Annotated in this window: 22 protein-coding genes; 8 read left to right on the plus strand and 14 right to left on the minus strand. The window is 66.2% G+C overall.

Annotation, left to right across the window (positions count from 1 at the left end; translation table 11 throughout):
- Nucleotides 1-11: 11 nt before the first annotated feature.
- The 9 genes from NJF35_RS12255 to NJF35_RS12295 form a co-directional block, all read right to left on the minus strand.
- Nucleotides 12-3,068: a multidrug efflux RND transporter permease subunit gene (locus tag NJF35_RS12255; RefSeq protein WP_225787986.1), complete on the minus strand. Its 3,057-nt coding sequence runs from the start codon at nucleotides 3,066-3,068 to the stop codon at nucleotides 12-14.
- Between the two features lie 13 nt (nucleotides 3,069-3,081).
- Nucleotides 3,082-4,230 carry an efflux RND transporter periplasmic adaptor subunit gene (locus NJF35_RS12260; RefSeq protein ID WP_225787987.1) on the minus strand — a complete coding sequence of 383 codons (1,149 nt, stop codon included), beginning with the start codon at nucleotides 4,228-4,230 and terminating at the stop codon, nucleotides 3,082-3,084.
- 239 nt (nucleotides 4,231-4,469) lie between these two features.
- A complete protein-coding gene (locus NJF35_RS12265) occupies nucleotides 4,470-5,567 on the minus strand; it encodes a DUF1513 domain-containing protein (protein ID WP_225787988.1) in 1,098 nt (365 codons plus the stop codon).
- Nucleotides 5,568-5,569: 2 nt separating this feature from the next.
- On the minus strand, nucleotides 5,570-6,634 hold the full coding sequence (locus NJF35_RS12270) for an imelysin family protein (protein ID WP_225787989.1): 1,065 nt from the start codon (nucleotides 6,632-6,634) through the stop codon (nucleotides 5,570-5,572).
- A gap of 16 nt (nucleotides 6,635-6,650) precedes the next feature.
- The gene (locus NJF35_RS12275) at nucleotides 6,651-8,078 is read right to left on the minus strand and encodes a di-heme oxidoredictase family protein (RefSeq protein WP_253091120.1); all 1,428 of its coding nucleotides are present in this window, start codon (nucleotides 8,076-8,078) and stop codon (nucleotides 6,651-6,653) included.
- 449 nt (nucleotides 8,079-8,527) lie between these two features.
- Nucleotides 8,528-9,865, minus strand: a complete 1,338-nt coding sequence (locus NJF35_RS12280) for an imelysin family protein (RefSeq protein ID WP_253091121.1) — start codon at nucleotides 9,863-9,865, stop codon at nucleotides 8,528-8,530.
- A 146-nt stretch (nucleotides 9,866-10,011) separates the two neighbouring features.
- Nucleotides 10,012-12,063, minus strand: a complete 2,052-nt coding sequence (locus NJF35_RS12285; protein WP_225787992.1) for a putative bifunctional diguanylate cyclase/phosphodiesterase — start codon at nucleotides 12,061-12,063, stop codon at nucleotides 10,012-10,014.
- Between the two features lie 376 nt (nucleotides 12,064-12,439).
- The gene (locus NJF35_RS12290) at nucleotides 12,440-13,036 is read right to left on the minus strand and encodes a superoxide dismutase (protein ID WP_084855819.1); all 597 of its coding nucleotides are present in this window, start codon (nucleotides 13,034-13,036) and stop codon (nucleotides 12,440-12,442) included.
- Nucleotides 13,037-13,242: 206 nt separating this feature from the next.
- The gene (locus NJF35_RS12295) at nucleotides 13,243-13,842 is read right to left on the minus strand and encodes a LysE/ArgO family amino acid transporter (protein ID WP_225787993.1); all 600 of its coding nucleotides are present in this window, start codon (nucleotides 13,840-13,842) and stop codon (nucleotides 13,243-13,245) included.
- 125 nt (nucleotides 13,843-13,967) lie between these two features.
- Here NJF35_RS12295 and NJF35_RS12300 point away from each other — a divergent pair, with 125 nt between their 5' ends.
- From NJF35_RS12300 to NJF35_RS12310, 3 genes are all read left to right on the plus strand, one after another.
- The gene (locus tag NJF35_RS12300; RefSeq protein ID WP_225787994.1) at nucleotides 13,968-14,858 is read left to right on the plus strand and encodes a LysR family transcriptional regulator ArgP; all 891 of its coding nucleotides are present in this window, start codon (nucleotides 13,968-13,970) and stop codon (nucleotides 14,856-14,858) included.
- Nucleotides 14,859-14,907: 49 nt separating this feature from the next.
- Nucleotides 14,908-15,897: an NAD-dependent epimerase/dehydratase family protein gene (locus NJF35_RS12305; protein ID WP_225787995.1), complete on the plus strand. Its 990-nt coding sequence runs from the start codon at nucleotides 14,908-14,910 to the stop codon at nucleotides 15,895-15,897.
- Nucleotides 15,898-15,984: 87 nt separating this feature from the next.
- A complete protein-coding gene (locus tag NJF35_RS12310; protein WP_253091122.1) occupies nucleotides 15,985-16,806 on the plus strand; it encodes an ATPase in 822 nt (273 codons plus the stop codon).
- A 75-nt stretch (nucleotides 16,807-16,881) separates the two neighbouring features.
- Here NJF35_RS12310 and NJF35_RS12315 read toward each other — a convergent pair whose 3' ends face one another.
- From NJF35_RS12315 to NJF35_RS12325, 3 genes are read right to left on the minus strand one after another with little or no spacing between them, the layout of a single operon-like run.
- On the minus strand, nucleotides 16,882-17,931 hold the full coding sequence (locus tag NJF35_RS12315) for an alkene reductase (protein ID WP_253080353.1): 1,050 nt from the start codon (nucleotides 17,929-17,931) through the stop codon (nucleotides 16,882-16,884).
- A gap of 19 nt (nucleotides 17,932-17,950) precedes the next feature.
- Complete coding sequence (locus NJF35_RS12320; protein ID WP_225787998.1) at nucleotides 17,951-19,120, minus strand: MFS transporter; 1,170 nt, start codon at nucleotides 19,118-19,120, stop codon at nucleotides 17,951-17,953.
- Between the two features lie 13 nt (nucleotides 19,121-19,133).
- A complete protein-coding gene (locus tag NJF35_RS12325; protein WP_225787999.1) occupies nucleotides 19,134-19,436 on the minus strand; it encodes an ArsR/SmtB family transcription factor in 303 nt (100 codons plus the stop codon).
- Between the two features lie 152 nt (nucleotides 19,437-19,588).
- Here NJF35_RS12325 and NJF35_RS12330 point away from each other — a divergent pair, with 152 nt between their 5' ends.
- Nucleotides 19,589-20,161: an ACP phosphodiesterase gene (locus NJF35_RS12330; RefSeq protein WP_253091123.1), complete on the plus strand. Its 573-nt coding sequence runs from the start codon at nucleotides 19,589-19,591 to the stop codon at nucleotides 20,159-20,161.
- 42 nt (nucleotides 20,162-20,203) lie between these two features.
- Here NJF35_RS12330 and NJF35_RS12335 read toward each other — a convergent pair whose 3' ends face one another.
- Both NJF35_RS12335 and olsB read right to left on the minus strand, forming a co-directional pair.
- A complete protein-coding gene (locus tag NJF35_RS12335; protein ID WP_253091124.1) occupies nucleotides 20,204-20,992 on the minus strand; it encodes a lysophospholipid acyltransferase family protein in 789 nt (262 codons plus the stop codon).
- Nucleotides 20,992-21,747, minus strand: coding sequence for an L-ornithine N(alpha)-acyltransferase (olsB, locus tag NJF35_RS12340; protein ID WP_225788002.1), 756 nt, complete (start codon nucleotides 21,745-21,747; stop codon nucleotides 20,992-20,994). Before olsB ends, NJF35_RS12335 begins: the two co-directional genes overlap by 1 nt.
- Nucleotides 21,748-21,884: 137 nt before the next feature.
- On the opposite strand from olsB, the gene NJF35_RS12345 reads away from it, so the two are divergent.
- From NJF35_RS12345 to NJF35_RS12360, 4 genes are read left to right on the plus strand one after another with little or no spacing between them, the layout of a single operon-like run.
- Entirely contained in the window at nucleotides 21,885-22,772 is an 888-nt protein-coding gene (locus NJF35_RS12345) for an acyl-CoA dehydrogenase family protein (RefSeq protein WP_225788003.1), read from the plus strand.
- Between the two features lie 51 nt (nucleotides 22,773-22,823).
- Nucleotides 22,824-23,903, plus strand: coding sequence for a serine hydrolase domain-containing protein (locus tag NJF35_RS12350; RefSeq protein ID WP_253080390.1), 1,080 nt, complete (start codon nucleotides 22,824-22,826; stop codon nucleotides 23,901-23,903).
- Nucleotides 23,900-24,199, plus strand: a complete 300-nt coding sequence (locus NJF35_RS12355) for an amidase (protein ID WP_253091125.1) — start codon at nucleotides 23,900-23,902, stop codon at nucleotides 24,197-24,199. Before NJF35_RS12350 ends, NJF35_RS12355 begins: the two co-directional genes overlap by 4 nt.
- 44 nt (nucleotides 24,200-24,243) lie before the next feature.
- Nucleotides 24,244-24,825: a YceI family protein gene (locus NJF35_RS12360; protein WP_225788005.1), complete on the plus strand. Its 582-nt coding sequence runs from the start codon at nucleotides 24,244-24,246 to the stop codon at nucleotides 24,823-24,825.
- Nucleotide 24,826 lies beyond the last annotated feature (1 nt).

Here is a 24,826-nt window from a genome sequence, read left to right on the forward strand (position 1 = left end):
GATGAGCCCCCTCAGCGGGCCTGCACCTCGCGTTTCTCTCCCGCCGCCACCGTCCGGTGCGCCAGCAACGTATAGATGCAGGGCAACACGAACAAGGTGAACAGCGTGCCGATGGACATCCCGGTCGCGATCACCATCCCGATGTCGAACCGGCTGACCGCCCCGGCGCCGCTGGCCAGGATCAACGGCACCATGCCGAACACCATGGCCGCAGTGGTCATCAGCACTGGCCGCAGACGAATGGCCGCTGCCGCCTCGATCGCTTCGCGAACGCCCAGCCCTTTCTCCTCGCGTAACTGGTTGGCGAACTCGACGATCAGGATCCCGTGCTTGCTGATCAGCCCGATCAGGGTCACCAGGCCCACCTGGGTATAGATGTTCATGCTGGAAACCCCGAGGAACAGGGGCAGCAGCGCGCCACAGATCGACAGTGGCACCGTCACCAGGATCACCAGCGGATCGCGGAAACTCTCGAACTGCGCCGCCAGCACCAGGAAGATGATCGCCAGCGCCAGGCCGAAGGTGACCCACAGCGCGCTACCTTCCTGGACGAACTGTCGCGCCGCCCCGGCATAGTCGAAGGAGAACCCCTCCGGCGCTTCCTCCCGGGCGATCGCCTGCACGGTCTGGATCGCTTCGCCCATGCTGACCATGGGCACGCCCTGGATGATCGCCGAATTCAGTTGTTGGAACTGGTTGAGCTGACGCGGACGGGCGCGATCGCTCAGGGTGATCAGGGTCGACAGCGGCAGCAATTGGCCCTGGTCGTTCTTCACGTAGTAGTTGTTCAGCCAGCCGGGATTGTCACGAAACGGCCGTTCGACCTGGGAGATCACCTTGTAGCTGCGGCCTTCGAGGGTGAAGCGATTGATCTCCGCCTCGCCCAGCAGGGTCGCCAGGGTCCCGCCCAGGATATCCATTGAAACGCCCATTTGCGCGGCCTTGGCCCGGTCGATGTCGACCACCACCTCGGGTTTGTCGAAGGCCAGGTCGATGTCGAGGAAGGCGAACTTGCCCGAGGCCTGGGCACGGTCCTTGACGCGCTGGGCCACCTCCAGCAGCGCCGCATAGTCGCCGGCGGTGTTGATCACGAACTGGAATGGCAGGCCCTCGCCGGTGCCGGGCAGCGAGGGCAGGTTGAAGCCGAAGATCTGCAGGCCGCCGATCTCCTCCAGCTCGGCCTGCACCAAGGGCAACAGCTCCATCTGGGTACGCTCGCGCTCGTTCCAGGGTTTGAGCAGGAACCCGCCGATACCGGTCTGTACGCCGTTGAAGCCGTTGATCTGGAACGATGAGTAGTACTCGGGGAAGCGCTTGAACAGCGGTGTGAACTCATCGGTGTAGGCGTTGAGGTAGTCGAGGTTGGTCGGCTGCGGCGAGTTGCTCATCATGAAGATCACCCCCTGGTCCTCGTCCGGCGCCAGTTCGTTGTGGGTGAACATCAGCAGCACCGGGATCAGGCACAGCACGATCACGGCGAACACCAGCACCACCGGACGACTCTCCAGGGTGCTGTGCAGCAGGCGCTGGTAGCGGTCCTTGAGGCGGTCGAAGATCAGGTCCAGACGATGGGCCAGGCCGCTGGGGTTCTGTTCGTGGCGCAGCAGCAGGGCGCACATCATCGGCGACAGGGTCAGGGCGACGATGCCGGAAATGATCACCGCGCCGGCCAGGGTCAACGCGAACTCCTTGAACAAGGCCCCGGTCAGGCCCTCGAGAAAGCCGATGGGGGCATACACCGCAGCCAGGGTGATGGTCATCGACACCACCGGCATGGCGATCTCCCGCGCGCCCTCCAGGGCAGCTTCGAAGGGCGTCTTGCCTTCCTCGATATGGCGGTGGATGTTCTCCACCACGACGATGGCGTCATCCACCACCAGGCCGATGGCCAGCACCATCGCCAGCAAGGTCAGTAGGTTCAGCGAATAGCCCATCACCTGCATGAAGAACAGCACGCCGATCATCGACAGGGGGATGGTCACCACCGGGATCAGCACCGAGCGCAGGGCGCCGAGGAACAGGAACACCACGACGATGACGATCAGCACCGCCTCGCCGAGGGTCTTGATCACCTCGTCGATGGAGGCCTGGATGAACAGGGTGGCGTCGTAGGCGATGGACACCTTGAGGTTAGACGGCAACTGGCTTTCCAGGTCGGGCATGATCCGCCGCACTTCCTTGATCACCTCCAGCGGGTTGGCCGCTGGGGTGGCCTTGATGCCGATGTACACCGAGGGGATGCCATCGAACGAGCTGACCGTGTCGTAGTTCTCCGCGCCCATCTCGACCCGTGCCACATCGCCCAGCAGCACGCGGCTGTCGCCTTCGGTCTTGAGGGGCAGGGCGGCGAAGGCCTCGGCGGATTTCAGTTCGGTGGCGGCGTTGATGCTGGTGACCACGTACTCGCCCTTGACCTCGCCGGCGGCGGAGAGAAAGTTGTAGCGCCGTACCGCGTCGGTCACGTCGGTGGCCGAGAGGCCGAAGCCGGCCAGCCGCACCGGGTCGAGCCAGATACGCATGGCGAACACCTGGTTGCCGAGGATTTCCGCCTCGGCCATGCCCGGCAGGGTGGCGAGCTTGGGCTGGATCACCCGCGACAGGTAGTCGGTGATCTGCGGGTTGTTCATCTGCTGGCTGTAGAAGCTGATGTACATCAGCGCCGAGGCGTCGGCCGCCTCCTTGCTCAGCACCGGGTCCTCGGCGTCCTGGGGCAGTTCGTTGCGTACCTCGTTGGCCTTGGCCAGCAGTTGGGTGAACAGGCGGTCGCTGTCGGCGCCGATGCGCGCGTAGACGGAGATCACCGAGAAGTTCTGCCGGCTCACCGAGGTCATGTAGTCGATGCCGTCGGCGCTGGCCAGGCTTTGTTGCAGCGGCTGGGTGATGTAGCCCTGGATGGTTTCGGCGTTGGCCCCGGGGTAGGCGGTGGTCACCGTGATCAGGGCATTTTCCATCTGCGGGTACTGGCGGATCTGCAGCTTGCTCCAGGCCTGGAAACCGAGCAGCAGGATCAGCAGGCTGACCACGCTGGCCAGGACCGGGCGGCGGATGAACGGGTCGGTGAACGCCATGCCTGCCTCCTGTTCAGTCGGCGCCGGGGGCGCCCTGGTCGTCCTGCTCGAGAGGTTTGTCCGCGCTGATGCGGATGGCCGTGCCCGGGGTCAGCTTCAGTTGCCCGCCGGTGACCACCTGCTCGCCGGCCTCGAGGCCTTCGCTGATCACCACCAGCCCATCGCGGCGCTCGCCGGTGCGTACCGTACGCTGTTCGGCGATCAGCGTCGGCTGGCCATCGTCCTGCTGTGCCTGCCGGTCCTCGCTCTGCTTCTTGGTGACCACATAGACCGAGTTGCCATAGAGGGTGTAGGTGATGGCGCTTTCCGGCACCACCACCTGGGGACGCGGGTCGGGCAGCAGCACCTGCAGGTTGGCGAACATGCCTGGCAGCAGCTTGCCGTCGGGGTTGGCCAGGGTGGCGCGGACCAGCAGGTTACGGGTGCTTTCCTCGACCTTGGGGTTGATGGCGCCGAGGCGGGCGGGGAAGGTCTGGCCCGGGTAGGCCGGCACCTGGACCTGCAACGACTGGCCAAGGCTCAGGTGCGGCAAGGCCTGTTCGGGCACGTTGAAGTCGACATAGAGGCTGGAGAGGTCCTGCAGGGTGGCGATCACCGTGCCGCTTGCCAGGTAGTCGCCGATATCTACCTGGCGGATGCCGATGGTGCCGCTGAACGGCGCGTGGATGCGCTTTTTCGCCAGCGATGCCTTGAGCTGCTCGACCACGGCCTGGTTGCGTCGGTACTGGGCGGCCAGGCGGTCGAACTCGCCACGGGAGATGGCCGCATCGCCCACCAGTTGGCTGCCGCGGCCGAAATCCACCTTGGCCAGGCCCAGGTCGGCCTGGGCAGTGCGCAGCAGCGCGGCTTCCTCGTCGCTGTCCAGTTGCAGCAGCAACTGGCCGGCCTTGACCTGCTGGCCGGAGTCGAAGTGCAGCGACTTGACCGTGCCCGCTACCTCCAGGCTCAGCTCCACGCCCTGGAACGCCTTGAGGCTGCCGACCGCGGGCAGGCGCTCCTGCCACAGGCGTCGCTCGGCCATCGCGGCAGGCACGCTGACCGGTGGTTTCGGGGCAGAGAACACCTGGATCTGCTGGTAGATCGAGAAGGCCTTGATGCCCCCCAGGGCCAGTACGATCAGCAGGACCACGGCCAACATGATCAGCATGCGGCGGCGCAGCATAAGTCCGGTTCCTTGGATGCGTAGTTGTTGTTCGTCTGGCACGACAACGGGCGATCCTGCCCACGTGCGAATGGGGGAAGTATTGCCTGTTTTGGCGGGAGAGGGAAAGGACAAGACACCGATGCCGTGCTGGCGCGGTCCAGTCGGACAGTCGAGCGGTGGTGTATGTCCTGGACCGCCTTGCGCGGCATCGTGGCGCCGAACTGCCGCGAACAGGGCCGCTCAGGCGCCGAAAATACTCAGGTCAGATGCAGGTGGTTGTCCCAGAACCCGGAGGGCAGGTCCATCGGCTGCCCGACCAGCTCTCGCTTGCGGCAATCATAGAAGCGGCAACGCCCCTGCCCGGAGGTGACCACGAAACCATCCTTCACCGCCCCCACGCCGGCACAGTCGGGCATCGGTGCATCGAGCTTCACCGCGCCGCTGTCCAGGTCCCAGATGAACAGGCGGTTGGCCCGTGGCGCGGTCAGCGCCACCAGGCGCAAGTCGCTGTGCAGGGCGACGCTGGCGGTGTACTGGGCCATCGACTGCAACTGCCGCTCGGGCACCGGGAAGGCCTTGAACGGCTCGCCAGGGCGCTTGATCGCCAGCAGCTCGGCGGTTTCCTCGGCATCGCCCATGAACTGCTGGCAGGCGACGATGGTGCCGTCGCTGCCGACTGCCAGGTGACGCACGCTGTTCATCTGCTGGGCGAGAGTCTCCTTGCTCAACAGGGTGCCGTCGCGCTGCATCAGCACCAGGCTCGGCTCCATGGCGTCGAGGTTCATCTCCACGCGGCTCTCGGCCTCGGTGCGGATGCCGCCGTTGGCCACCACCAGGGTTTCGCCGTCGGGTAGCCAGCACAGTTCATGCGGGCCGATGCCATGGGTCGGGATCTCGCCGCTGTGCACCAGGCGTTCGCCCTCGAAGCGGTAGATGCCGAGCACGCCACGCCCCGGGTCGCGGGTGTCGTTCTCGGTGGCGTACAGCCATTGGCCGCTCTTGTGGATCACCGCATGGCCATAGAAGTGCCGGTCCGGTTGCGAGGCGACGGTCTGCAGCAGGCGCCCGTCGCGCAGGTCGACCAAGTAGCTTTCGGTGCCGGGGCGGCGGGCGACGAACAGGGCGATCGGCAACTCGGGATGGTCGATGATGGCATGGCAACGCTGGGCCACCTGGGTGGCGAACACCTGGGTACCGTCCAGACGGTAGCCGACCGCATAGTGCCTGCCGTCGCCATCGTCGCGCGCCGAGAGCAGCAGGGGTTCGCTGCCTTTGTTGCGAAACAGGCTCCAACCGCCCAGGGTCAGGGCGCTGAGCAACACGCTACCGAGTTTGAGGGCCTGGCGTCGCAGCATGATCAGTCACCGTCGTTGGCATTGAAGCCCAGCTGGATGTTCAACGCCTTGGCCAGCTCGCCCTCGTGCAGGCGGTGGACGACGTTGAGGCTGTCGTAGATCTGGTTGAGGGTCTGCTTGCCGGCGTCGTCGGCGAGCAGCTCGCCCAGGGTCTTCTGGTTGTCGGCCAGCAGTTTGACAGAGGTGGCGTAGGCGTCGTCGATCTTTTCCGCCAGGGCGGCCTGGTCCTTGCCCAGCAGGCCACGCAGGCCCTGGTTGTCGACCCCGGCCCAGAGCGCCTGGGCTGCCTTGAGGCTGGCCTCCAGGCTCTTGAGCGAGGAGTGGCTGCGCCAGGCCTCGGCCTGCAGCGGCTGGGCGATGCCCTTGCTCTGCCGGCCCATGGGGGCGCCGAGCTTCTTCTTCAGGGTATCCAGGGCGGTGACCTGGGCCCGCAGCAGGTCGGCGATCGCCTCGTGGGAGTCGGCGTAGCGCTGGTTGGGGAACTTGGTCATCTGCGACAGCATGCCGTCGGTGCTGTTCCAGCCCTTGAGGATTTCTTCGGCCAGGGCCTTCTGGTGCTCGCCGATGGCCACCAGCAGCGGGCAGTAGCGGGCCTTCTGCTCGGGGGTGGCAACGTCCGGCTTGCTGTCGAACAGGATGTACTCGTAGGCCGAGAGGCCGCGTACCACCACGCTGGCTTTGCTCAGGGCCTGGGCATCGATCGGCTTGTCGCCATTGACCAGTTGCTCGACCTGGCGGCCGACCAGGTTCTTCTTGTCTGGCCAGAACTGCACCTGCCAGGCGCGATTGCCCTCGGCCAGCGGGCCGACCAGCAGCGGCTGCAGCTCGGCCCAGGCCTTCTGGGCATTGAGGAAGTCGGCGCGGGCGGTCTCCAGGGAGGCCTTGCCTTCGCAGTAGGCCAGGGCACTGGCGGCAAGCGCGCGGTCGGCTTCGACCCAGCGGCTGTAGGTCGGCAGGATCACCTGCTTGGCGATGGCGGCGGAGGTCACCGCCTGCGGGTCTTGTGGCGAGCAGGCGCCCAGGGCGAGTGCGGCGAGGCTGGTGAACAACAGTTTGGGTCGGAACATGCCCGGCTCCTTGCGCTTAAAGTGAATTCAGGAACGCCAGCAGCGCTGCGCGTTGCTCGGCATCGAAGGTCAGAACATGGTTGCGCGCCGCTTCGGCTTCGCCGCCGTGCCAGAGCACGGCCTCGAGCAGGTTGCGGGCGCGGCCGTCATGGAGGAATTGGGTGTGGCCGCTGACCGCTTCGGTCAGGCCGATGCCCCACAGGGGCGGGGTGCGCCAGTCCTGGCCACCGGCAGCGAATTCGCTGCGGTTGTCGGCCAGGCCCGGGCCCATGTCGTGCAGCAGCAGGTCGCTGTAGGGGCGGATCACCTGGTTGGCCAGCTCCGCTTCGCTGGCATCGGCGGCGGTGGTGAACTGCGGGGTATGGCAGCCCTGGCAGCCGGCCTGGAAGAACAGGGTCTTGCCAGCCAGCACTTGGGGGGCATCGACGTCGCGGCGCGCTGGCACGCCGAGGTTGCGGGTGTAGAAGGTGACCAGGCGCAGGATGTTGTCGCTGACCTCCTTCTCGCCATCGGCGCCATCGCCGTTGGGTGCGGCCAGGCAGTCGGCCTGGGTCGGGGTGCAGTCGTCGACGGGTTGCAGGTGGGTGGTCAGGCCCATGTCGCCGGCGAAGGCGTGGACGTTCTGCTGGTTGACGTTGGGCTGGCCGGCCTTCCAGCCGAAGCGGCCGAGCACGGTCTTGCCCGTGGCCTGGTCCCAGACCTGGTTGGGCCGGCCACGGATGCCGTCGCCGTTGCCGTCGTCCGGGTCGGCGTTGGCCAGGATCGCCGCCTCGGGGATGGCCTCGAGCAGGCCAAGGCCGATCATCGGCGGCGCCACCCGGGCGGAGAAGTGGGTATCGGGGTGCATCGGCCCGTAGCCGAGCTGGGTGATCTGCAGGCGCGGGCGGCGCAGCTCGACCTGGTGGCCGTCCTCGAAGGTCACGGTTTCAGGCGTGTATTCCACCCGCACCTTGCCCTCCGGGGCCACGCCGGGGACGGCCATGTCCTGCAGCTGGGTGCCGTAGACCGGCTCCGGGACCACGCCCAGACGCTCGATTTCCTTGGCGTACTGCGGCTGATCGGGGATCGACAGGCGAACCAGCATCGACACCGCGTTGCGGGCATCGGGTTCGGGGGGATGGCCGCGGCCGTCGCGTACGTGGCAGTTCTGGCAGGCGTTGGTATTGAACAGCGGGCCGAGGCCGTCGCGGGCGGTGGTGGTGGAAGGGGCGATCACCCACGGGTTGCGGAAGAAGCTGTTGCCGACGCTGAAGTCCAGGCGCCGCTCCGGCGAGAGGTTGGCCGAGGGCAAGGAGAAGGCGTTGCGGTCGCTGCGCTGCACCGTTGCCTTGCCGCCGGAAAGGGCCTCGCCGGGTTCGGCCTGGGTGAAGCGCGGGGCGTCGTCACAGGCAGCCAGGGTGGTGGCCAGCAGCAAGGGAAGGAGTCGGAACAGCGACGAGGACATCGAGGATCCTGGGTGAGCGAAAAACCGGCGTGCAAGCTTAGCAGGCCGAGGGGGTTTGAATAAGAGCAATTTGCGTTTGCTGGATGAAATCCTTGTCAGTTGGCGGGGGGGGGCGGGGGCTTGCTCCAATGCCATTGGCCGCCATCGGGGCGCGAAGCGGCCCTCGCATTTGCCAAGCTCATGAGGTTCGGATCATGAAAAAGGCGGCCCGAAGGCTAATGTCAGTCAGTTAAGCGGCGCTTTGTCATTTTTGGGGCTACCTTGCAGCCCATCGCCGGCAAGCCGGCTCCCACATTGTCCGTGCAAACCGCATCATATGTGGTCGCCGCGGTCCCTGTGGGAGCCGGCTTGCCGGCGATGGGCTGCAAGGTAGCCCCAAATGACAACTGAAAGTCTTAACTGACCGGCATTGGCCCGAGGGCCGCCTCTGTCGAACCACTGCACCAGGATCAGAACTCGTGATCGGCGGTGTCCGGGTTCAGGTTGGCGATGCCCAGCTTGCCAGCGGCCTGTTCGATCGCGCCGGTCTGCTTGACCAGCGAGGCGATGGCGTCGCGGACGATCTGGTTGCCGGCGGTGTTGTCGGCAGCGATCAGCTGGTCGTAGTGCTCACCCTTGAGCGCGTGGTCGACGATCACCTGGATCTTCGCCTCGGTGGCCTCCAGGTCAGCCTTGAGGGTCGCGTCGGTGGCTGGGTCGATCTTGGCCACCAGCTCCGACAGGCTCGGACCGGTCATCTTGGTGCCGTCGACGCGGGTGTACTCGCCCAGGTAGACATTGCGGATGCCCTTGGCGTCGTAGAAGTGCGAGTAGTGGGTGTTGTCGCTGAAGCAGTCGTGCTCGTCTTCTGGCGAGTTGGCCTCCAGGGAAACCTTCATGCGCTCGCCGGCCAGCTCGCCCAGCGACAGGCTGCCCATGCCGAACAGCATCTTGCGCAGGCCATCGGCCACCGGTTCGGCCTCCAGCTTGGCGCGGTAGTTGTCGGCGACGTTCGGCGCCCAGTTGCCGACCATTTCTTCCAGGTCCTTGACCAGCAGATCGGTGACGGCCTTCAGGTAGGCGCGGCGACGCTCGTTGTGGCCTCCGGTGGCACCCTTGCCTTCCAGGTAGTCGGAAGCCGGACGGTTGCCTGCGCCTGGGCCGGTGCCGTTGAGGTCCTGGCCCCACAGCAGGAACTCGATGGCGTGGTAACCGGTGGCGACGTTGGCCTCGGAGCCGCCCAGCTCGTTCAGGCTGGCCAGTTTCTCGGGGGTGATGTCCTTGACGTCGATCTTGTCTTCGCCCACCTGGATCTCGGTGTTGGCGATGATGTTGGCGCTGGCCGCCGGGTTGCCCAGGGCGTGCTCGTAGCTCTTGTCGACGTAGTCGATCAGGCCTTCGTCCAGCGGCCAGGCGTTCACCTGGCCTTCCCAGTCGTCGATGATGGTGTTGCCGAAGCGGAAGACTTCGCTCTGCAGGTAAGGAACGCGAGAGGCGGCCCAGGCTTGCTTGGCGGCTTCCAGGGTTTCATCGTTAGGGCTGGCGAGGAACGCGTCGATGGCGGTCTGCAGGGTCTTGGCGGTGCTCAGCGAATCGCTGTAGACGGCATGGACGATCTCGGCGTAATGCTTGACCACGGCCTTGCCGGCCGTTTCGTCGACAGCCCCCGGCGCCGCGGCGTTGGTGCTGGCGGCAGCAGGTGCCTGGGCTTGCGGAGCGGCAGCCTTTTCATCCTTGCCTTCGCCGCAACCGGCGAGGGCGATGGCGATGGCCAGCAGACTGGCGGAGGCCAGAGGCATTCGAATCATTGTTGGTTTCCTGCGTCGTGTGGTTGGACTGTGTGCCGGGGCACGCGAAACCGCCACATAATGCGAAAGATTTGCATTTTGTGTAAAGGGGCGGTTGCGCATTTCATCAAGATTGGTCGTTTTCGCGAGCCCCCCTGGCGACGAGGTTAGAGCGCGCTCACCTGGTTGCGGTGCGCCTGCTTGAGGTAGAGGGTCAGCTCGCGGGCAGACAAGGGCTTGCTGTAGTGATAGCCCTGACCCTCATGGCAGCCCTGGGCGATGATGTAGCTCTCCTGCTCGGCGCTCTCCACGCCCTCGGCGATCACCTGCATGCCCAGACTCTTGCCCAACTGGATGATGGCCCGGACGATGGTGGCGTCGTCGTCATCGTCGAGCAGGTCCTGGACGAAGCTCTTGTCGATCTTGATCTTGTCCAGCGGCAGCGACTTCAGGTAGCTGAGCGAGGAGTAGCCGGTACCGAAGTCGTCGATGGCGATCAGGGCACCGGAGCGGCGCAGGCTGATCAGGTGTTGGGCGGCGGTGCTGATGTCTTCCATCAGGCCGGTCTCGGTGACTTCCAGCTCCAGGCTGCGCGGCGGCAGGCGGTAGATCTGCAGCAGGTTGTTGACCACCCGTGGCAGCTCGCTGTGGTGCAGTTGCACGGTGGACAGGTTGACCGCCATGCGCAGTTCGCTGAAGCCCAGGTCGTGCCATTCGCGCAACTGACGGCAGGCCTGGTCGAGCACCCATTCGCCGATGGCGATGATGTTGCCGTTCTGCTCGGCCAGGGGAATGAACTGGTCCGGCGGGACCATACCCAGCTCCGGATGCTGCCAGCGCAGCAGCGCCTCGACGCCGACCACGCGGTGGTCGCGGTAGCTGACCTGCGGCTGGTACACCAGGTACAGCTGGTTGCGCGGCAGGGCCTCGCGCAGGTCTTTTTCCAGTTCGCGGCGCCGGCGCATCTCGCTGTCGACGCTGGCGACATAGAACTGGTAGCGGTTGCGCGAGCGGACCTTGGCCAGGGTCATGGTCTGCTCGGCTTTCTGCAGCAGCTTCTCGGTGCTGTCGCCATCCTCCGGGAACAGGGTGATGCCGATGGTGGCGCGCAGGCGGATCTGCTGGTGGTCCAGGGCGAATGGCACCTCCAGGTCGTCGAGGATGCTCTGGGCCAGCTCGGCCGCCTCGTAGGGCTGCTCGATGTCGGCCTGCACCAGGGCGAACTGGTCGCCACCCAGGCGGGCGAGGGCGCCGAGGCGGCCACTGTGGGCGCGCAGGCGGTCGGCCAGGGCCAGCAACAGTTGGTCGCCGACCTGGTAGCTGAACTGTTCGTTGATGCCCTTGAAGTCGTCGAGGCCGACGCACAGTACCGCCACCCGACGCTGCAGGCGGCCGCCATCGACGAGGATCTTGTCCAGCTGCTGCTGCAGTTGCTGGCGGTTGGGCAGGCCGGTGAGAAAGTCGTACTGGGCCATGCGTTGCAGGCTGTTCTCGGCCTCGTGGCGCAGGTGGGTGTTGCGCTCGATGGAGGCCAGCAACTGGTTGGCGGTGTTGATCCACAGGCCCAGTTCGTTCTTCTCGTGGCCCTTGAGCAATGGCAACTGGTGCTGGCTGGGACGGTCGGGGTTGATCTGGGTGAGGTGCTCGATGATCTTCGACAGCGGCTTGGTCAGCAGCCAGTGATAGACCAGGTACAGCACCAGGCCCATGGCCAAGGCGCGCAGCACGCCGGCGATGAAGATGATCACCGCGTTGATCAGGAAGCCCTTGCCATAGTTGGCGGTGTCCAGGGTGATGCTCAGGTCGCCGTAGTACTCGCTGTAGGGGCCACGGCCGACCAGCGGGGTGGTGAAGGTGCGTTCCTGGCCGAGGATCGGGTCGGTCAGCCAGCGCAGGGACATGTCCTGTAGCGGGCGGGACTTTTCCGCGAGCATGGTTTCGTTGGGATGACCGATGGAAGCCATGCGCACCGACTCGTCCTGGAACAAGCCTTCCATGACCTGCATGCCCATCTCCCGGTCGAGGCTGTACACCGCCTGGGTCGATGGGTCGCGGAACATGTCGAGGATGCGCTGGGCGTCGGTGTTCACCGCCTGGCGGGTCTTGTAGGCGTCGTAGACGATCTGCGCACAGCTGAGAACGACACCGACCGCCAGCGCCGAGAGCAGCACGACCCTGAGCAACTTGACCGATAAGCTGTTCCGAAATTCCAGCTTCAAGGGGAGTTCCTTAATCCATGCGCGTGCCATTATTTTGCCATTGTCCCTGGCAGTACACTATCGACCGATTGCCACGGTAGAAAGGGCCCTTGGCAATGTATCGGTTGCGCGGCCCTGCGACTTGAGTGCGCTACGTCAGCTTTCCAGATGTTTGATGTTAGCGTGCTATCCGCCTGGGGCAAGAGCGGGCGGTTCGTGGGTGAGCCGCGAGCTTTCAGCTTCAAGCTTCAAGCCACAAGTGAAAGCGGATCGTGGGCGTTTCTCTTGCCACTCCTGATAGGGAGATCCCCAGCGCGTCTTCAGGCGCTCTGTGGACAAAAAAAATCCGATGCCAGTCGCCCGGCATCGGATGTTTCAATTCAAGATGCCCAGAGCATCAGGCCTTGAAGGTGTTCCCTTCGAACTGCTGGGCGACGAAGTCCCAGTTGACCAGTTGCCAGAACGCCTCGACGTACTTCGGACGCAGGTTGCGGTAGTCGATGTAGTAGGCGTGTTCCCAGACGTCGCAGGTCAGCAGCGGGGTATCGCCGCTGGTCAGCGGGTTGCCGGCGCCGATCGTGCTGGCCAGAGCCAGGGAGCCGTCGGCCTTCTTCACCAGCCAGCCCCAGCCGGAGCCGAAGGTGCCGACGGACGTCTTGGTGAACTCTTCCTTGAACTTGTCGAAGGAGCCGAAGGCCTTGGTGATGGCATCGGCCAGGGCACCGGTCGGCTGGCCGCCACCGTTTGGCGACAGGCAGTTCCAGTAGAAGGTGTGGTTCCAGACTTGAGCGGCGTTGTTGAAGATGCCACCCGAAGAGGTCTTGACGATCTCTTCCAGGGTCTTGCCTTCGAATTCGGTGCCTGGGACCAGGTTGTTCAGGTTCACGACATAGGTGTTGTGGTGCTTGTCGTGGTGATACTCCAGGGTTTCCTTGGAGATGTGCGGCTGCAGGGCATCGTGGGCGTACGGCAGCGGCGGCAATTCAAAAGCCATGGTAGATCTCCTGATTCAGGTCTGTTTGCGGTTTGCGCAAGGCCGATCACGGGCGGCCCGATGAGCGTCGGCGAGTTTGTACTCTTTGCGACGCAAGGGCTGGATCATAGCACCCGGCCTCGCGCATAACCACGCAACAACTATAGGGACAAGCGGCAAGAGAAGCCCGCACGATCCGCTTTTACTTGCAGCTCGCCGCTTGAAACTCAAGAAAAAATCAGCTGCGCCGCCACAGCGAACATCATCACCGCCACCATGAGGTCGAGCAGACGCCAGGTGGCGGGCCGGGCCAGCCAGGGGGCGAGCCAGGCCGCGCCCAGGGCCAGGGTCGAGAACCAGACCAGCGAGGCGCTGGCGGCGCCGGCCACGTAGGCGCCGGGCACGCTCTGCTGGGCTCCGAGGGAACCGATCAGCAGCACGGTGTCGAGGTACACGTGAGGGTTGAGCAGGGTCACCGCCAGGGCGCTGAGCAGCACGGCCCGGCGTGAACGCATGCCCTGGCCTTCCTGGTGCTGCAGGCTCTGCTTCGAGCAGGCGCTGCGCAGGGCCTTGGCGCCGTACCAGATCAGGAACACCGCGCCGCCCCAGCGGGCCACCGCCAGCAAGGTCGGATTGTGCGCCAGCACCGTGGCCAGGCCGAACACCCCGGCCGCCACCAGGATCGCATCGCAGACGATGCACAGGGCCGCCACCGGTAGGTGATGTTCGCGGCGCAGGCTCTGCGCCAGGACGAAGGCGTTCTGCGCGCCGATGGCCATGATCAGGCCGAAGGCCACCAGCATGCCGTTCATATAGCTTTGCCACATAGCGGGAACACTCCAGGGGCACCGGCTCTGCGCCGGTGCTTGTTGCCAAGGAAGATGCTGGCCATTGTGGGGAAATGCGCGCTATAAGAAAAACAAATAAAGCTGATCTCTCATTAGGAAAATCGATGTTCGACTACAAGTTGCTCGCCGCCCTTGCCGCCGTCATCGAGCAAGGCGGCTTCGAGCGCGCCGCCCAGGTTCTGGGCCTGTCGCAATCGGCCATTTCCCAGCGCATCAAGCTGCTCGAGGCGCGCGTCGGCCAGCCGGTGCTGGTACGTGCCACGCCGCCAAGCCCGACCGAGGTCGGCCGCCAGTTGCTCAACCATGTGCAGCAGGTGCGCCTGCTCGAGCGCGACCTGCAACGCCAGGTGCCCGCGCTGGACGAGGAAGGCATGCCCGAGCGCCTGCGCATCGCCCTCAACGCCGACAGCCTGGCGACCTGGTGGGCCGGTGCGGTGGGGGCCTTCTGCGCCGGGCAACAGGTGCTGCTCGACCTGGTGGTGGAAGACCAGGACGTCGGCCTCAAGCGCATGCGCGCCGGCGAAGTGGCCGCCTGCCTGTGCGGCAGCGAGCGGCCGGTGGCCGGGGCGCGCAGCCTGCCCCTGGGGGCCATGCGCTACCGGGCGCTGGCCAGCCCGGCATTCATGGCACGGCATTTTCCCCGGGGCTTCGAGGTCCGGCGCCTGGCCCGCACGCCGGCGGTGGTGTTCGGTCCGGACGATTTCCTCCAGCACCGCTACCTGGCGTCGCTGGGTATCCAGGACGGTTTCCTCCATCACCTGTGCCCGTCTTCCGAGGGCTTCCTGCGCATGACCGAAGCTGGGTTGGGCTGGGGCCTGGTGCCTGAACTGCAGGCCGCCGAGCAACTGGCCGGCGGGCAACTGGTGGAAATCTGCGCCGATACGCCCATCGACGTGCCGCTGTACTGGCATCATTGGCGCAATGGCGGGCAGTTGCTCGCCCAACTGACCGAGCACCTGCGCCAGACGGCGCCGGGCTGGCTGGTGCCCTTGTAGGCGCGGGCGACGTCAGTTGCTTCAGTCATCTGGCAAGGCGGAGTCTTACATGCGAATTCTGGTCACCGGCGCGAGCGGCTTCATCGGCGGGCGCTTTGCACGTTTCGCCCTGGAGCAGGGCCTGGAGGTACGGGTCAACGGCCGGCGCGCCGAGGGCGTGGAGCACCTGGTCAAGCGCGGTGCCGAGTTCATGCCGGGCGACCTGGGCGATGGCGAACTGGCCAGGCGTCTGTGCCAGGGCGTCGACGCGGTGGTGCACTGCGCCGGCGCGGTGGGTAACTGGGGGCGCTATCAGGATTTCCACCAGGGCAACGTGGTGGTCACAGAGAACGTGGTGGAAGGCTGCCTCAAGGCGCGCGTGCGCCGCCTGGTGCACCTGTCGTCGCCGTCGATCTACTTCACCGGCCGCTCGCGCCTGGACATCCGCGAAGACCAGCTGCCGCGCCGTTTCCACGACCACTACGCGACGACCAAGTACCTGGCCGAGCAGAAGGTCTTCGGTGCCCAGGAGTTCGGCCTGCAGGTGCTGGCCCTGCGCCCGCGTTTCGTCACCGGGGCCGGCGATGCGAGCATCTTTGCGCGCTTGTTGCAGATGCAGCGCAAGCGTCGCCTGGCGATCGTCGGCAATGGTCTGAACAAAGTCGATTTCACCAGCGTGCACAACCTCAACGATGCCTTGCTCAGTGCCTTGTTCGCCGACGAGCAGGCGCTCGGCCAAGCCTACAACATCAGCAATGGACAGCCCGTGCCGCTGTGGGACGTGGTCAACTACGTGATGCGCCAGATGCAGTTGCCCCAGGTCACCCGCTACCGCGCCTACGGGCTGGCCTACAGCCTGGCGGCGCTGAACGAAGCGGCCTGCCTGCTGTGGCCGGGACGCCCGCAGCCGACCCTGTCGCGTACCGCGATGCAGGTGATGAGCAAGGACTTCACCCTGGACATCAGCCGCGCCCGCCAGTACTTGGACTACCGGCCGAAGGTCAGCCTGTGGACGGCGTTGGACGAGTTCTGCGCCTGGTGGAAAAACGTGCATCCGTGAACCTGGCGCGCCGATGATGGTCATCAATGCGCCGCCCGAGCGGTTTATACTAATGCCCCTTTGCTACCACCGCGGTTGAAAGCATCCATGCGTAACGACTCACACGACGATTTCGACGACGTACCGACCTTGCGTGCCGGTACTCCAGATGACGACGAGCTGCTGCCGGCGCATGTGGCGCGCAGCCGCCAGAAGGCCACGCGCCCGGCCAGCAGCGGCCCCCTGTGGGCACTGCTGTGCGCGTCGTTCATCGCCTTGGCGGGGTTGGGCTGGTGGAGCTTCCAGCAGATCTCGCTGATGGAGCAGCAACTGGTGGCGACCCAGGAGAGTTTCGCCCGCATCAGCGAGGAAGCGGCGGGGCGCTTGCAGGCGATCAGCGGCAAGGTGGAGGCCAGCGAGTCCAGCGCCAATACCGGCAGCGAGGCCCTGAAGCTGCAGATCCGTCAGTTGCAGGCGAGCCTGGCCGAGCAGGGCAAGCAGCAGCAGGGGGTGGCCGGCCAGGCCGGTGACCTGGGCAAGCGCCTGGAGCAGGTGCTGGCCGATACCCGTGAGCAGCAGAAGGCGGTGACCGAGCTGCAGAACCAGTTGCAGGCGCAGCTCAAGGCCGTCAATGGCGAACTGGCGGCGCTGAAGTCGGGCCAGGTGGATGGCGGCAAGCTCGACGGCCAGATCAAGAGCCTGAGCAATGAGGTGGCGGCGTTGAAGAAGCAGGGCAACCCGAGCGCGGCCATCGAGAGCCTGGAGCAGGATGTGCTGGTGCTCAAGAGCCAGATCGACAACCGCCCGACGCCTGCCGCAGGGGCCTCGGTGCAGGAGTTCGACGCCTTCCGCAGCCAGGTGACCCGCAACCTCAACACCCTGCAGAGTCAGATCCAGAACCTGCAGCAGCAGATCAACGCCCTGCCTTGATGCGTGCTCCGGTTTGTCGATGGGGCTGCAAAGCAGCCCCAGGACGCGGCTTGACTGGCCAACCCCGAGCCGTGGTCACATCCGCGGATAATCGATATACCCCACCGGCCCCTTGGCATAGAAGGTTTCCGGGTGCGGCTCGTTCAACGGCGCATCGGCAGCCAGGCGCGCCGGCAGGTCTGGGTTGGCGATGAACGGGATACCGAAGGCCACCGCATCGGCCGTGCCATTGGCCAGGGCCGCATTGGCGCTGGCCTTGTCGAAGCGCTCGTTGACGATGTACGGGCCGCCGAAGGCTTCCTTGATCAACGGGCCGATGCTGTCGTCGGCTTCCTGCTCCCGCGAGCAGATGAAGGCGATGCCTCGCTTGCCCAGCTCCCGTGCGACATAGGTGAAGGTTTGCGCGCGGTCGGCGTCGCCCATGTCATGGGCGTCGGCGCGAGGGGCCAGGTGCATGCCCACACGGTTGGCGCCCCACACCTCGATGACCGCGTCGGTCACTTCCAGCAGCAGGCGCGCACGGTTCTCCAGGGCGCCGCCGTAGCGATCGGTGCGCTGGTTGGTGCTGCTCTGCAGGAACTGGTCGAGCAGGTAGCCATTGGCGCCATGGATCTCCACGCCGTCGAAGCCGGCGGCCTTGGCATTCTCGGCACCCGTGCGGTAGGCCTCGACGATGTCGGCGATTTCCTCGGTTTCCAGGGCGCGTGGGGTCGGGTACTCGGTGACCGGCCGGATCAGGCTGACATGGCCCTTGGGCTGGATCGCGCTCGGCGCCACGGGCAACTCGCCGTTCAGGTAGCTGGGATGGGAGATGCGCCCCACGTGCCACAGCTGCAGGAAGATGCGCCCACCGGCCCCATGCACGGCCTTGGTCACGTTGGTCCAGCCGCGCACCTGCTCATCGGACCAGATACCGGGGGTGTCCGGGTAGCCGACGCCCATGGGCGTCACCGAGGTCGCCTCGCTGAGAATCAGCCCGGCGCTGGCACGTTGCACGTAGTACTCGGCCATCAGTGCGTTGGGCACGCGGCCTTCGTCGGCGCGGCAGCGGGTCAGCGGGGCCATGATGATGCGGTTGGGCAGCTCGAGGTCGCCCAGAGTGATCGGATCGAAGAGCGTGGTCATCTGCTTAGCCTCGCGTGGGTCAATTGGAAGCGCTGGCCAGTTCGGCATCGCCGCCGCGCTGGCTGAAGGTGATGAGGGTGACGATCAGCGCCAGCACCGCCAGGGCCGCTGCGGCCAGGGGCACGCGGGTCAGGCCGAAGCCATGGGCGATGACGCTGCCGCCGACCCAGGCGCCCAGGGCATTGCCCAGGTTGAAGGCGCCGATGTTCAGGGTCGAGACCAGGTTCGGTGCGGCCTTGCCGTAGGTCACCACGTTGACCTGCAGGGCCGGCACGGCGGCGAAGGCGGCGGTGGCCCAGAGGAACAGGGTGATTTCTGCCGGCACCAGGGCGCTGCTGGTCCAGCTCAGTACGGTGGACACCACCGCCATGGCGGCGAACACTCCTACCAGGGTGGCACCCAGGCGGCGGTCGGCCAGCTTGCCGCCGAGGATGTTGCCCAGGGTCAGGCCCAGGCCGATCAGCAGCAGGGTCCAGGTCACGCCGCGTGGCGATACGCCGGTGACGTCACCGAGCAACGGTGCCACATAGGTGAACAGGGCGAACATGGACGCGGCGAACAGCACGGTCATGCCCAGCGACAGCCAGATGCCGATGCCCTTGAGGGCGGCCAGTTCGGCGCGCATGTCGACCTTTTCTTCCTGGCGCTGCAGCGGCAGGAAGCGCACCAGGCCGATCAAGGCGATCACCCCGATCAGTGTCACGGCCCAGAAGGTCGAACGCCAGCCGGCGACCTGGCCCAGTGCAGTGCCCAGGGGCACGCCGAGCACGTTGGCCAGGGTCAGGCCGGTGAACATCAGCGCCACCGCAGAGGCGCGGCGGTTGGCCGGCACCAGGCTGGCGGCCACCACCGAGCCGATGCCGAAGAAGGCACCGTGGCACAGGGCGGTCACCACCCGGGCGAACATCAGCAGGTCGTAGTCGCTGGCCACGGCGCACAGCAGGTTGCCGACGATGAATACGCCCATCAGCGTCACCAGCGCGGCCTTGCGGGGCAGGCGGGCGGTGGCCAGGGCCATGAACGGTGCACCGATGGCCACGCCCAGGGCGTAACCGGTCACCAGCCAACCGGCGCCGGGGATGGTCACGCCAAGGTCCTGCGCCACGTCGGGCAGCAGGCCCATGATGACGAACTCGGTGGTACCGATGGCAAAGGCGCTCAGCGCCAGGATCAACAGGGAAAGGGGCATTGCAAGGTCCTTGTCAGAGCTCTTGGCTCATCTGCTCGAGGAAAGCCCGGATGGTTTGCTCGTTGCGTTTGAAGAAATGCCACTGGCCGATCTTCTGGCTGCTGATCAGGCCCGCGCGCTGCAAGGTCGCCAGGTGGGCGGAGACGGTCGACTGCGACAGGCCGCAGCGTTGGTCGATCTGCCCGGCACAGACGCCGTATTCGGTGCTGTGCTGCTGGTCGGGGAATTGCGCCGCGGGGTCCTTCAGCCAGTTGAGGATGTCTCGCCGGACCGGGTGGGCCAGGGCTTTTATTATTTCGTCGAGATCGAGAGGCATGGTTGGGCTCGTGGTGTGTAGCGGTATATCGCGATGGAGCGAAATATAAATCGATATTTCGCGATATACAAATATGAAGAGGTTCTGAGCTGAGCATGAATCGCTATATCGCGTTATAACGATATGGCCAGAGTGGGTGCTAGACTGGCGCCATGAATTACCTCGCACACCTTCACCTGGGCGGCCACGCGCCGCAGCAACTGCTGGGCAGCCTGTATGGCGACTTCGTCAAGGGCTCGCTGGACGGGCGTTTCCCGCCGGCGCTGGAGGCCTCGATCCGGTTGCACCGGCATATCGACAGCTATACCGACAGCCACCCGCTGGTGCTGGCGGCGCTGGCGCGTTTCCCCCGCGAGCGGCGGCGCTATGCCGGGATCATCCTCGATGTGTTCTTCGACCACTGCCTGGCGCGGCATTGGGCGGACTATGCCGAACAGCCACTGGGCGAGTTCACCGAGGCGTTCTATCGCGTGCTGCTGGCCCAGTCCGAGCTTCCGGGGCGGCTGGCACACATTGCGCCGTTCATGGCGGCGGATGACTGGCTGGGGGCTTATGGCGACTTCGCGACCCTGGAGCAGGTGTTCAAGGGGATCGCCCGGCGGCTGTCGCGGCCGGAGGGGATGAGTGGGGTGATGGGGGAGTTGGAGCGGCTGTACGAGCCGTTGCTGGCGGATTTTCGCGAGTTCTATCCGCAGTTGCAGGCCTTTGCTGCGGCGGGCAGGTGAGGCGGTACCGCCGCGAGTAGGCCGGTACCGACGCCGCCGCAACTATGCCGCCTGCGTCCGACGACGCGGCGCCATCTCCACGTCCTGGATGCCGAACAACGCCATGTGGATCGCCTGCTGCGCCTGGAAGGCCAGGGCCGCCCGCTCCTTGCCCGCACTGGTGATCGGCTGCAGCAACTGAATGACCACCTCGCCGCGCGGTTGGCTGAACAGCCGCACCAGGTGCGAAACCAGGTCATCGTCGCCGATGAACGGCGCCACAGGGTCGGGCTCGCCATCGCGCAGGTACTGGATCGCCACCGGCTGCAGCGGCGTGCCCAGGTCGATGGCAGCGGCCAGCAGACGACCATGGAAGGTACGCAGGCTGCGGCCGTCGGTGGTGGTGCCTTCCGGGAAGATCAGCAACGGCCGTCGCTGGTTTAGCTGGTTGCCGATCTGCCGGGCCAGGCGTTGGCTGTCGCCGCTTCCGCGGCGGATGAACAGGGTCCCGGCCTTCTGCGCCAGCCAGCCGGCCAACGGCCAGTGGCGCACTTCGGCCTTGGACAGGAACGACAGGGGCGTGAGCATGCCGAGCAGGGGAATGTCGGTCCAGGACACATGGTTGCTGACCCACAGCATCGGCTGGCGTGGCAACGGGCCGACCACGCGCACCTTGAAGGGCAGGGCGCCGACCAAGTGCTGCATGAACCGGCGCGTCCAGCGCTGGCGCCGTTCGACGGAGGCTTTCAGGCCCAGGCGTTCGCCGAAGGCGATCACGCTGGCCATGAGCATGCCCAGCAGCAACACCAGTATCAGCCGGGCCAGGCGGGCGAGTACCCGCAGGCGCGGCATCAGACCGCCGCCTTGAAGTGGCGGGCATAGCGCGGACAGAGGTCGTCGCGCTTGAGCAGGATGAACACGTCGGCGACCTGGAAGTCCTCGTCCCAGCAGGGCTCGCCGCAGATCTTCGCGCCCAGGCGCATGTAGGCCTTGAGCAGCGGTGGCATTTCGGCGATGACGTTGTTCGGCAGGGCCAGGCTCGGCAGCGGCTTCTTCGGCTCGGCGCGCAGGTGCTCGGTGCACAGGTAGCGCTCGCGCAGGCGCTGCATGATGGCGTGGGCCTGCACGCCGCCGTCCTGCATGGGGATGCTGGCGCACCCCATCAGGTAGCTGTAGCGGCCCTCGTTGAGCACCTCGGCAAGCTCCCCCCAGAGCACGGCGATGGTGCCGCCGTTGCGGTAGGCCGGGTCGACGCAGGTGCGACCCAGCTCGAGGATCGGGCCCTGCAACTGGAGCAGCCCGTGCAGGCTGAATTCTTCTTCGCTGTAGAAACGGCCCAGGCTGCTGGCGGCCTGGTGATCGAGCAGACGGGTGGTGGCGACCAGTTGGCCGCTGGCCAGGTCGCGCACGCCGATGTGGCGGCAGTGGATGTCGTAGTCGTCCATGTCCAGGCCCTGTTCCGCGCCCTTGAGCTTGGCCTTGAATTCGGCGCTGAACACCTTGAAACGCAGGGCCTGCGCTTCTTGCAGGGCCGCGACGCCGACCAGGCGTTCGGCTTGCAGACGGCGTTCAGTGCTGTTGTCGCCAGAGCGAGCGATCCGAGTCATTGCGAGTCTCCCTAAGCCAGCCAAAGAGGGTTGCGGCCGGTCGGCTTTGTTGTGCAAAGTCAGCCTAGGTACGCGCGGTGTCACCCCTGTGAATCTTTGGTGATGCTTGCGTGACAACCCCTTGCGAGGAGCGTCCGATGGCCTGGTTGCAACGACTCAACGACCCTTTCCGCCAGCCCCGGGCCGACAGCCTGGGCGAAAGCCACGGTGCGCTGCTCGAGCGCCTGGGGCCGGTCAACCCCTTCGAGCTGGCGGTGCTCGGCGGCCGTGCCATGGCCACCCCGGGCCTGGCCTTCCTGGTCGGCTACCAGGCCGCTTTGCGCGTGCTCTGGCCCAGCGCCCCGGCCAGCCTCGGCGCGCTATGCGCCACTGAGCGGCGCAGCGTGCGGCCGGCAGACATGCAGACCCGGCTCGATGGCCTGCGCCTGACTGGCAGCAAGGACTTCGTGACGGCAGGGCTCGAGGCCGAGTGGCTGTTGGTGGCGGCGCGCAGCGAAGGGCAGGGCGAACCTCCCCGCCTGAGCCTGGCGGTGGTCTACCCGGGCGAGCCCGGGGTGCGTCTGGAGGCCCTGCCAGCGCTGCCGCTGATGCCCGAGGTCGGGCATGCCCGCCTGCACCTGCAGCAGGCCGCCTGCGAACTGCTCGCCGGCGATGGCTGGGACGCCTATGTCAAACCGTTCCGCTCCCTCGAGGACCTTTATGTGCTGGCGGCGCTGGTCGCCTGGTTATATGGCGTCGGTCAGGACAGTGGCTGGCCACGGGAGCTGCGCCTGCGTCTGCTGGGCCTGCTTGGCGGTTGTGCCGAGGGCAGCCGGCAATGCGCCGACAGCACCGCCTGCCATCTGCTGCTCGCCGGGCTGTTCGCCCAGTTCCAGGGCTTGCGCGGCGATATCGACAAGGCCCTGGCTGCCGGCCCGCAGGCCTGGGCACATTGCTGGCAGCGTGACCAGGGCGTGCTGGCGCTGGCCGCTGCCGCCCGCGACAAGCGCCTGGAAAAGGCCTGGGCCGCCGCTGGATTGTCATGAAACCCTGGCAGGCTCGCCCGATCCGCGACGAGAGGGCCGGCCATGGGTACGCTGAAGGGGCTGTTGGGCATCCTGGGGATGGTCGCCATGCCGGCCTGGGCCGAGGCATGGCCGGACCCGGACTGGCACACCGAGCCCAATGCGCTCGACTGGCAGGCCGTCGATGCCTATGCCTTCCCGGCGCGCCATGCGACCGAGCGCACGGGTGTGCGCAGCGACGCGCTGCTGATCATTCGCGATGGGCGCATCCTGCATGAGCGCTACGCCGCGCCAAGCGGTGTCGATACCCCGCACCTGACCTGGTCGATCAGCAAGAGCGTGCTGGCCACTCTGCTCGGCGTGGCCCAGGGCGAAGGGCGCTTCGCCCTCGAGGACCCGGCGGCCCGTTACTACCCGCCACTGCAAGCCCACCCTTGCTTGCGCCTGGTCGACTTGCTGCACTGGGCCAGCGGCCTGGCCTGGCAGGAGGATTACGAATACGCGCCGCTCAAGTCCTCGGTGGTGGCCATGCTCTATACCCGTGGCCGCGCCGACATGGCCGCTTTTGCCGCTGCGATGCCCGCCGACGCGACGCCGGGCGCACGCTTTCTCTATTCCAGCGGCGACAGCAACCTGCTGGCCGCCGCCCTGCGGGGCATGCTCGAGCCTGGGCAATACGAGGACTACCCCTGGCAGGCGCTGTTCACGCCGCTGGGCATCGACAGTGCCGTCTGGGAGCGCGATGGCGCCGGCACCTACGTGGGGTCTTCCTACCTCTACCTGAGCGCCCGCGACCTGGCCAGGATCGGCCTGCTGATGCTGCGCGAGGGGCGCTGGCGCGATCGCCAGCTACTGCCGGCGGGTTGGGTGGCGTTCAACCGACGCCTGTTCGAGCACGCCGAGGCAGCCCCCGGCGAGGCCAACCCCGGCGGCCACTGGTGGCTCAACCAGCCGTTGCCGGGCCACCCTGCACCCTGGCCGGACGCACCGCTGGATACCTATGCGGCGCTCGGGCATTGGGGCCAGGCGCTCTACCTGCTGCCTTCGCAGAAGCTGGTGATCGTCCGTTACGGCGACGACCGTGATGGCAGCTACCGGCACAACGAGCTGCTCAAGCGGGTGCTGACTGCCCTGGCTGCGGAGGGCGCATGAAGCACCTGGTGTGGCTGGTGCCGATGTCGTTGCTGCTGGCCTGGGCCTGGCATGAGCGCCAGGCGGTGGCGGACTTCCCTGGGATTCTTTCGGCCTACTCGGCCAAGGAGTACTGCTCGTGCCGGTTCGTCATGGGCTTCGACGCGGCGTATTGCCAGGGCTACGTGAAGCAGTACCTGCCGTTGGGCCGGCTGGAGGAAGACCCTGCGCGGCGACGGGTGTTCGCCGAGGGCCTGGGGCGCAGTAGCGTGGCCGCCTGGCAGGGGGCGCGCGCGGGCTGCCGCTTGCTGCCATGAAGAGGGGCGGGTAAGGTTGACGGCCTTGTTTCAAAGGACTTCACATGTTCAAGTTGCTCCGTCTCCTGCCCGCCCTCCTGTTGGCCCTGTGCTTGCCCGCCCACGCCAATTGGCACCTGGACGGCGAGTCCTCGCGCCTGTCCTTCGTCACCAGCAAGAACGGCGATACCGCCGAGGTGCATCGCTTCCTGGTGTTGCACGGCAAGGTCGACCGCAAGGGCCTGGCGCAACTGCGCATCGAGATGGACTCGGTCAGTGGCGGCGTTCCGCTGCGTGACGAACGCATGCGCAACGAGCTGTTCGAGGTCGCCCGTTTCCCGGAGGCCCAGGTGCAGGCGCAGATCGACCTGGGGCCGATCAATGACCTTGCCAACGGCGCCCAGGTGGAGCTGCGCCTGCCGGTGACCGTGACCCTGCATGGCGAGTCGCGCAGCTACAACGTCCTGTTGCTGGCCACTCGTCTGGACGAGCGGCGCTTCCAGGTGGTGACCCTGGAGCCGCTGCTGCTGCGCGCCGAGGACTTCGGCCTGATGCCGGGCCTGGCGACCTTGCGCAAGCTCGCCGGGCTTTCTTCCATCAGCCCATCGGTACCGGTGAGTGCGGTGCTGATCTTCGCCGCTCGCTGAC

The organism is Pseudomonas guariconensis, from assembly GCF_024127895.1.
Lineage (GTDB): Bacteria > Pseudomonadota > Gammaproteobacteria > Pseudomonadales > Pseudomonadaceae > Aquipseudomonas > Aquipseudomonas guariconensis_B.

Excerpts from the sequence above, each read along its gene's own strand:
- NJF35_RS12255 (WP_225787986.1), bottom strand. The coding sequence starts at position 3,068 with ATGGCGTTCACCGACCCGTTCATCCGCCGCCCGGTCCTGGCCAGCGTG.
- NJF35_RS12260 (WP_225787987.1), bottom strand. The coding sequence starts at position 4,230 with ATGCTGCGCCGCCGCATGCTGATCATGTTGGCCGTGGTCCTGCTGATC.
- NJF35_RS12265 (WP_225787988.1), bottom strand. The coding sequence starts at position 5,567 with ATGCTGCGACGCCAGGCCCTCAAACTCGGTAGCGTGTTGCTCAGCGCC.
- NJF35_RS12270 (WP_225787989.1), bottom strand. The coding sequence starts at position 6,634 with ATGTTCCGACCCAAACTGTTGTTCACCAGCCTCGCCGCACTCGCCCTG.
- NJF35_RS12275 (WP_253091120.1), bottom strand. The coding sequence starts at position 8,078 with ATGTCCTCGTCGCTGTTCCGACTCCTTCCCTTGCTGCTGGCCACCACC.
- NJF35_RS12280 (WP_253091121.1), bottom strand. The coding sequence starts at position 9,865 with ATGATTCGAATGCCTCTGGCCTCCGCCAGTCTGCTGGCCATCGCCATC.
- NJF35_RS12290 (WP_084855819.1), bottom strand. The coding sequence starts at position 13,036 with ATGGCTTTTGAATTGCCGCCGCTGCCGTACGCCCACGATGCCCTGCAG.
- NJF35_RS12295 (WP_225787993.1), bottom strand. The coding sequence starts at position 13,842 with ATGTGGCAAAGCTATATGAACGGCATGCTGGTGGCCTTCGGCCTGATC.
- NJF35_RS12300 (WP_225787994.1), top strand. The coding sequence starts at position 13,968 with ATGTTCGACTACAAGTTGCTCGCCGCCCTTGCCGCCGTCATCGAGCAA.
- NJF35_RS12305 (WP_225787995.1), top strand. The coding sequence starts at position 14,908 with ATGCGAATTCTGGTCACCGGCGCGAGCGGCTTCATCGGCGGGCGCTTT.
- NJF35_RS12310 (WP_253091122.1), top strand. The coding sequence starts at position 15,985 with ATGCGTAACGACTCACACGACGATTTCGACGACGTACCGACCTTGCGT.
- NJF35_RS12315 (WP_253080353.1), bottom strand. The coding sequence starts at position 17,931 with ATGACCACGCTCTTCGATCCGATCACTCTGGGCGACCTCGAGCTGCCC.
- NJF35_RS12320 (WP_225787998.1), bottom strand. The coding sequence starts at position 19,120 with ATGCCCCTTTCCCTGTTGATCCTGGCGCTGAGCGCCTTTGCCATCGGT.
- NJF35_RS12325 (WP_225787999.1), bottom strand. The coding sequence starts at position 19,436 with ATGCCTCTCGATCTCGACGAAATAATAAAAGCCCTGGCCCACCCGGTC.
- NJF35_RS12330 (WP_253091123.1), top strand. The coding sequence starts at position 19,589 with ATGAATTACCTCGCACACCTTCACCTGGGCGGCCACGCGCCGCAGCAA.
- NJF35_RS12335 (WP_253091124.1), bottom strand. The coding sequence starts at position 20,992 with ATGCCGCGCCTGCGGGTACTCGCCCGCCTGGCCCGGCTGATACTGGTG.
- olsB (WP_225788002.1), bottom strand. The coding sequence starts at position 21,747 with ATGACTCGGATCGCTCGCTCTGGCGACAACAGCACTGAACGCCGTCTG.
- NJF35_RS12345 (WP_225788003.1), top strand. The coding sequence starts at position 21,885 with ATGGCCTGGTTGCAACGACTCAACGACCCTTTCCGCCAGCCCCGGGCC.
- NJF35_RS12355 (WP_253091125.1), top strand. The coding sequence starts at position 23,900 with ATGAAGCACCTGGTGTGGCTGGTGCCGATGTCGTTGCTGCTGGCCTGG.
- NJF35_RS12360 (WP_225788005.1), top strand. The coding sequence starts at position 24,244 with ATGTTCAAGTTGCTCCGTCTCCTGCCCGCCCTCCTGTTGGCCCTGTGC.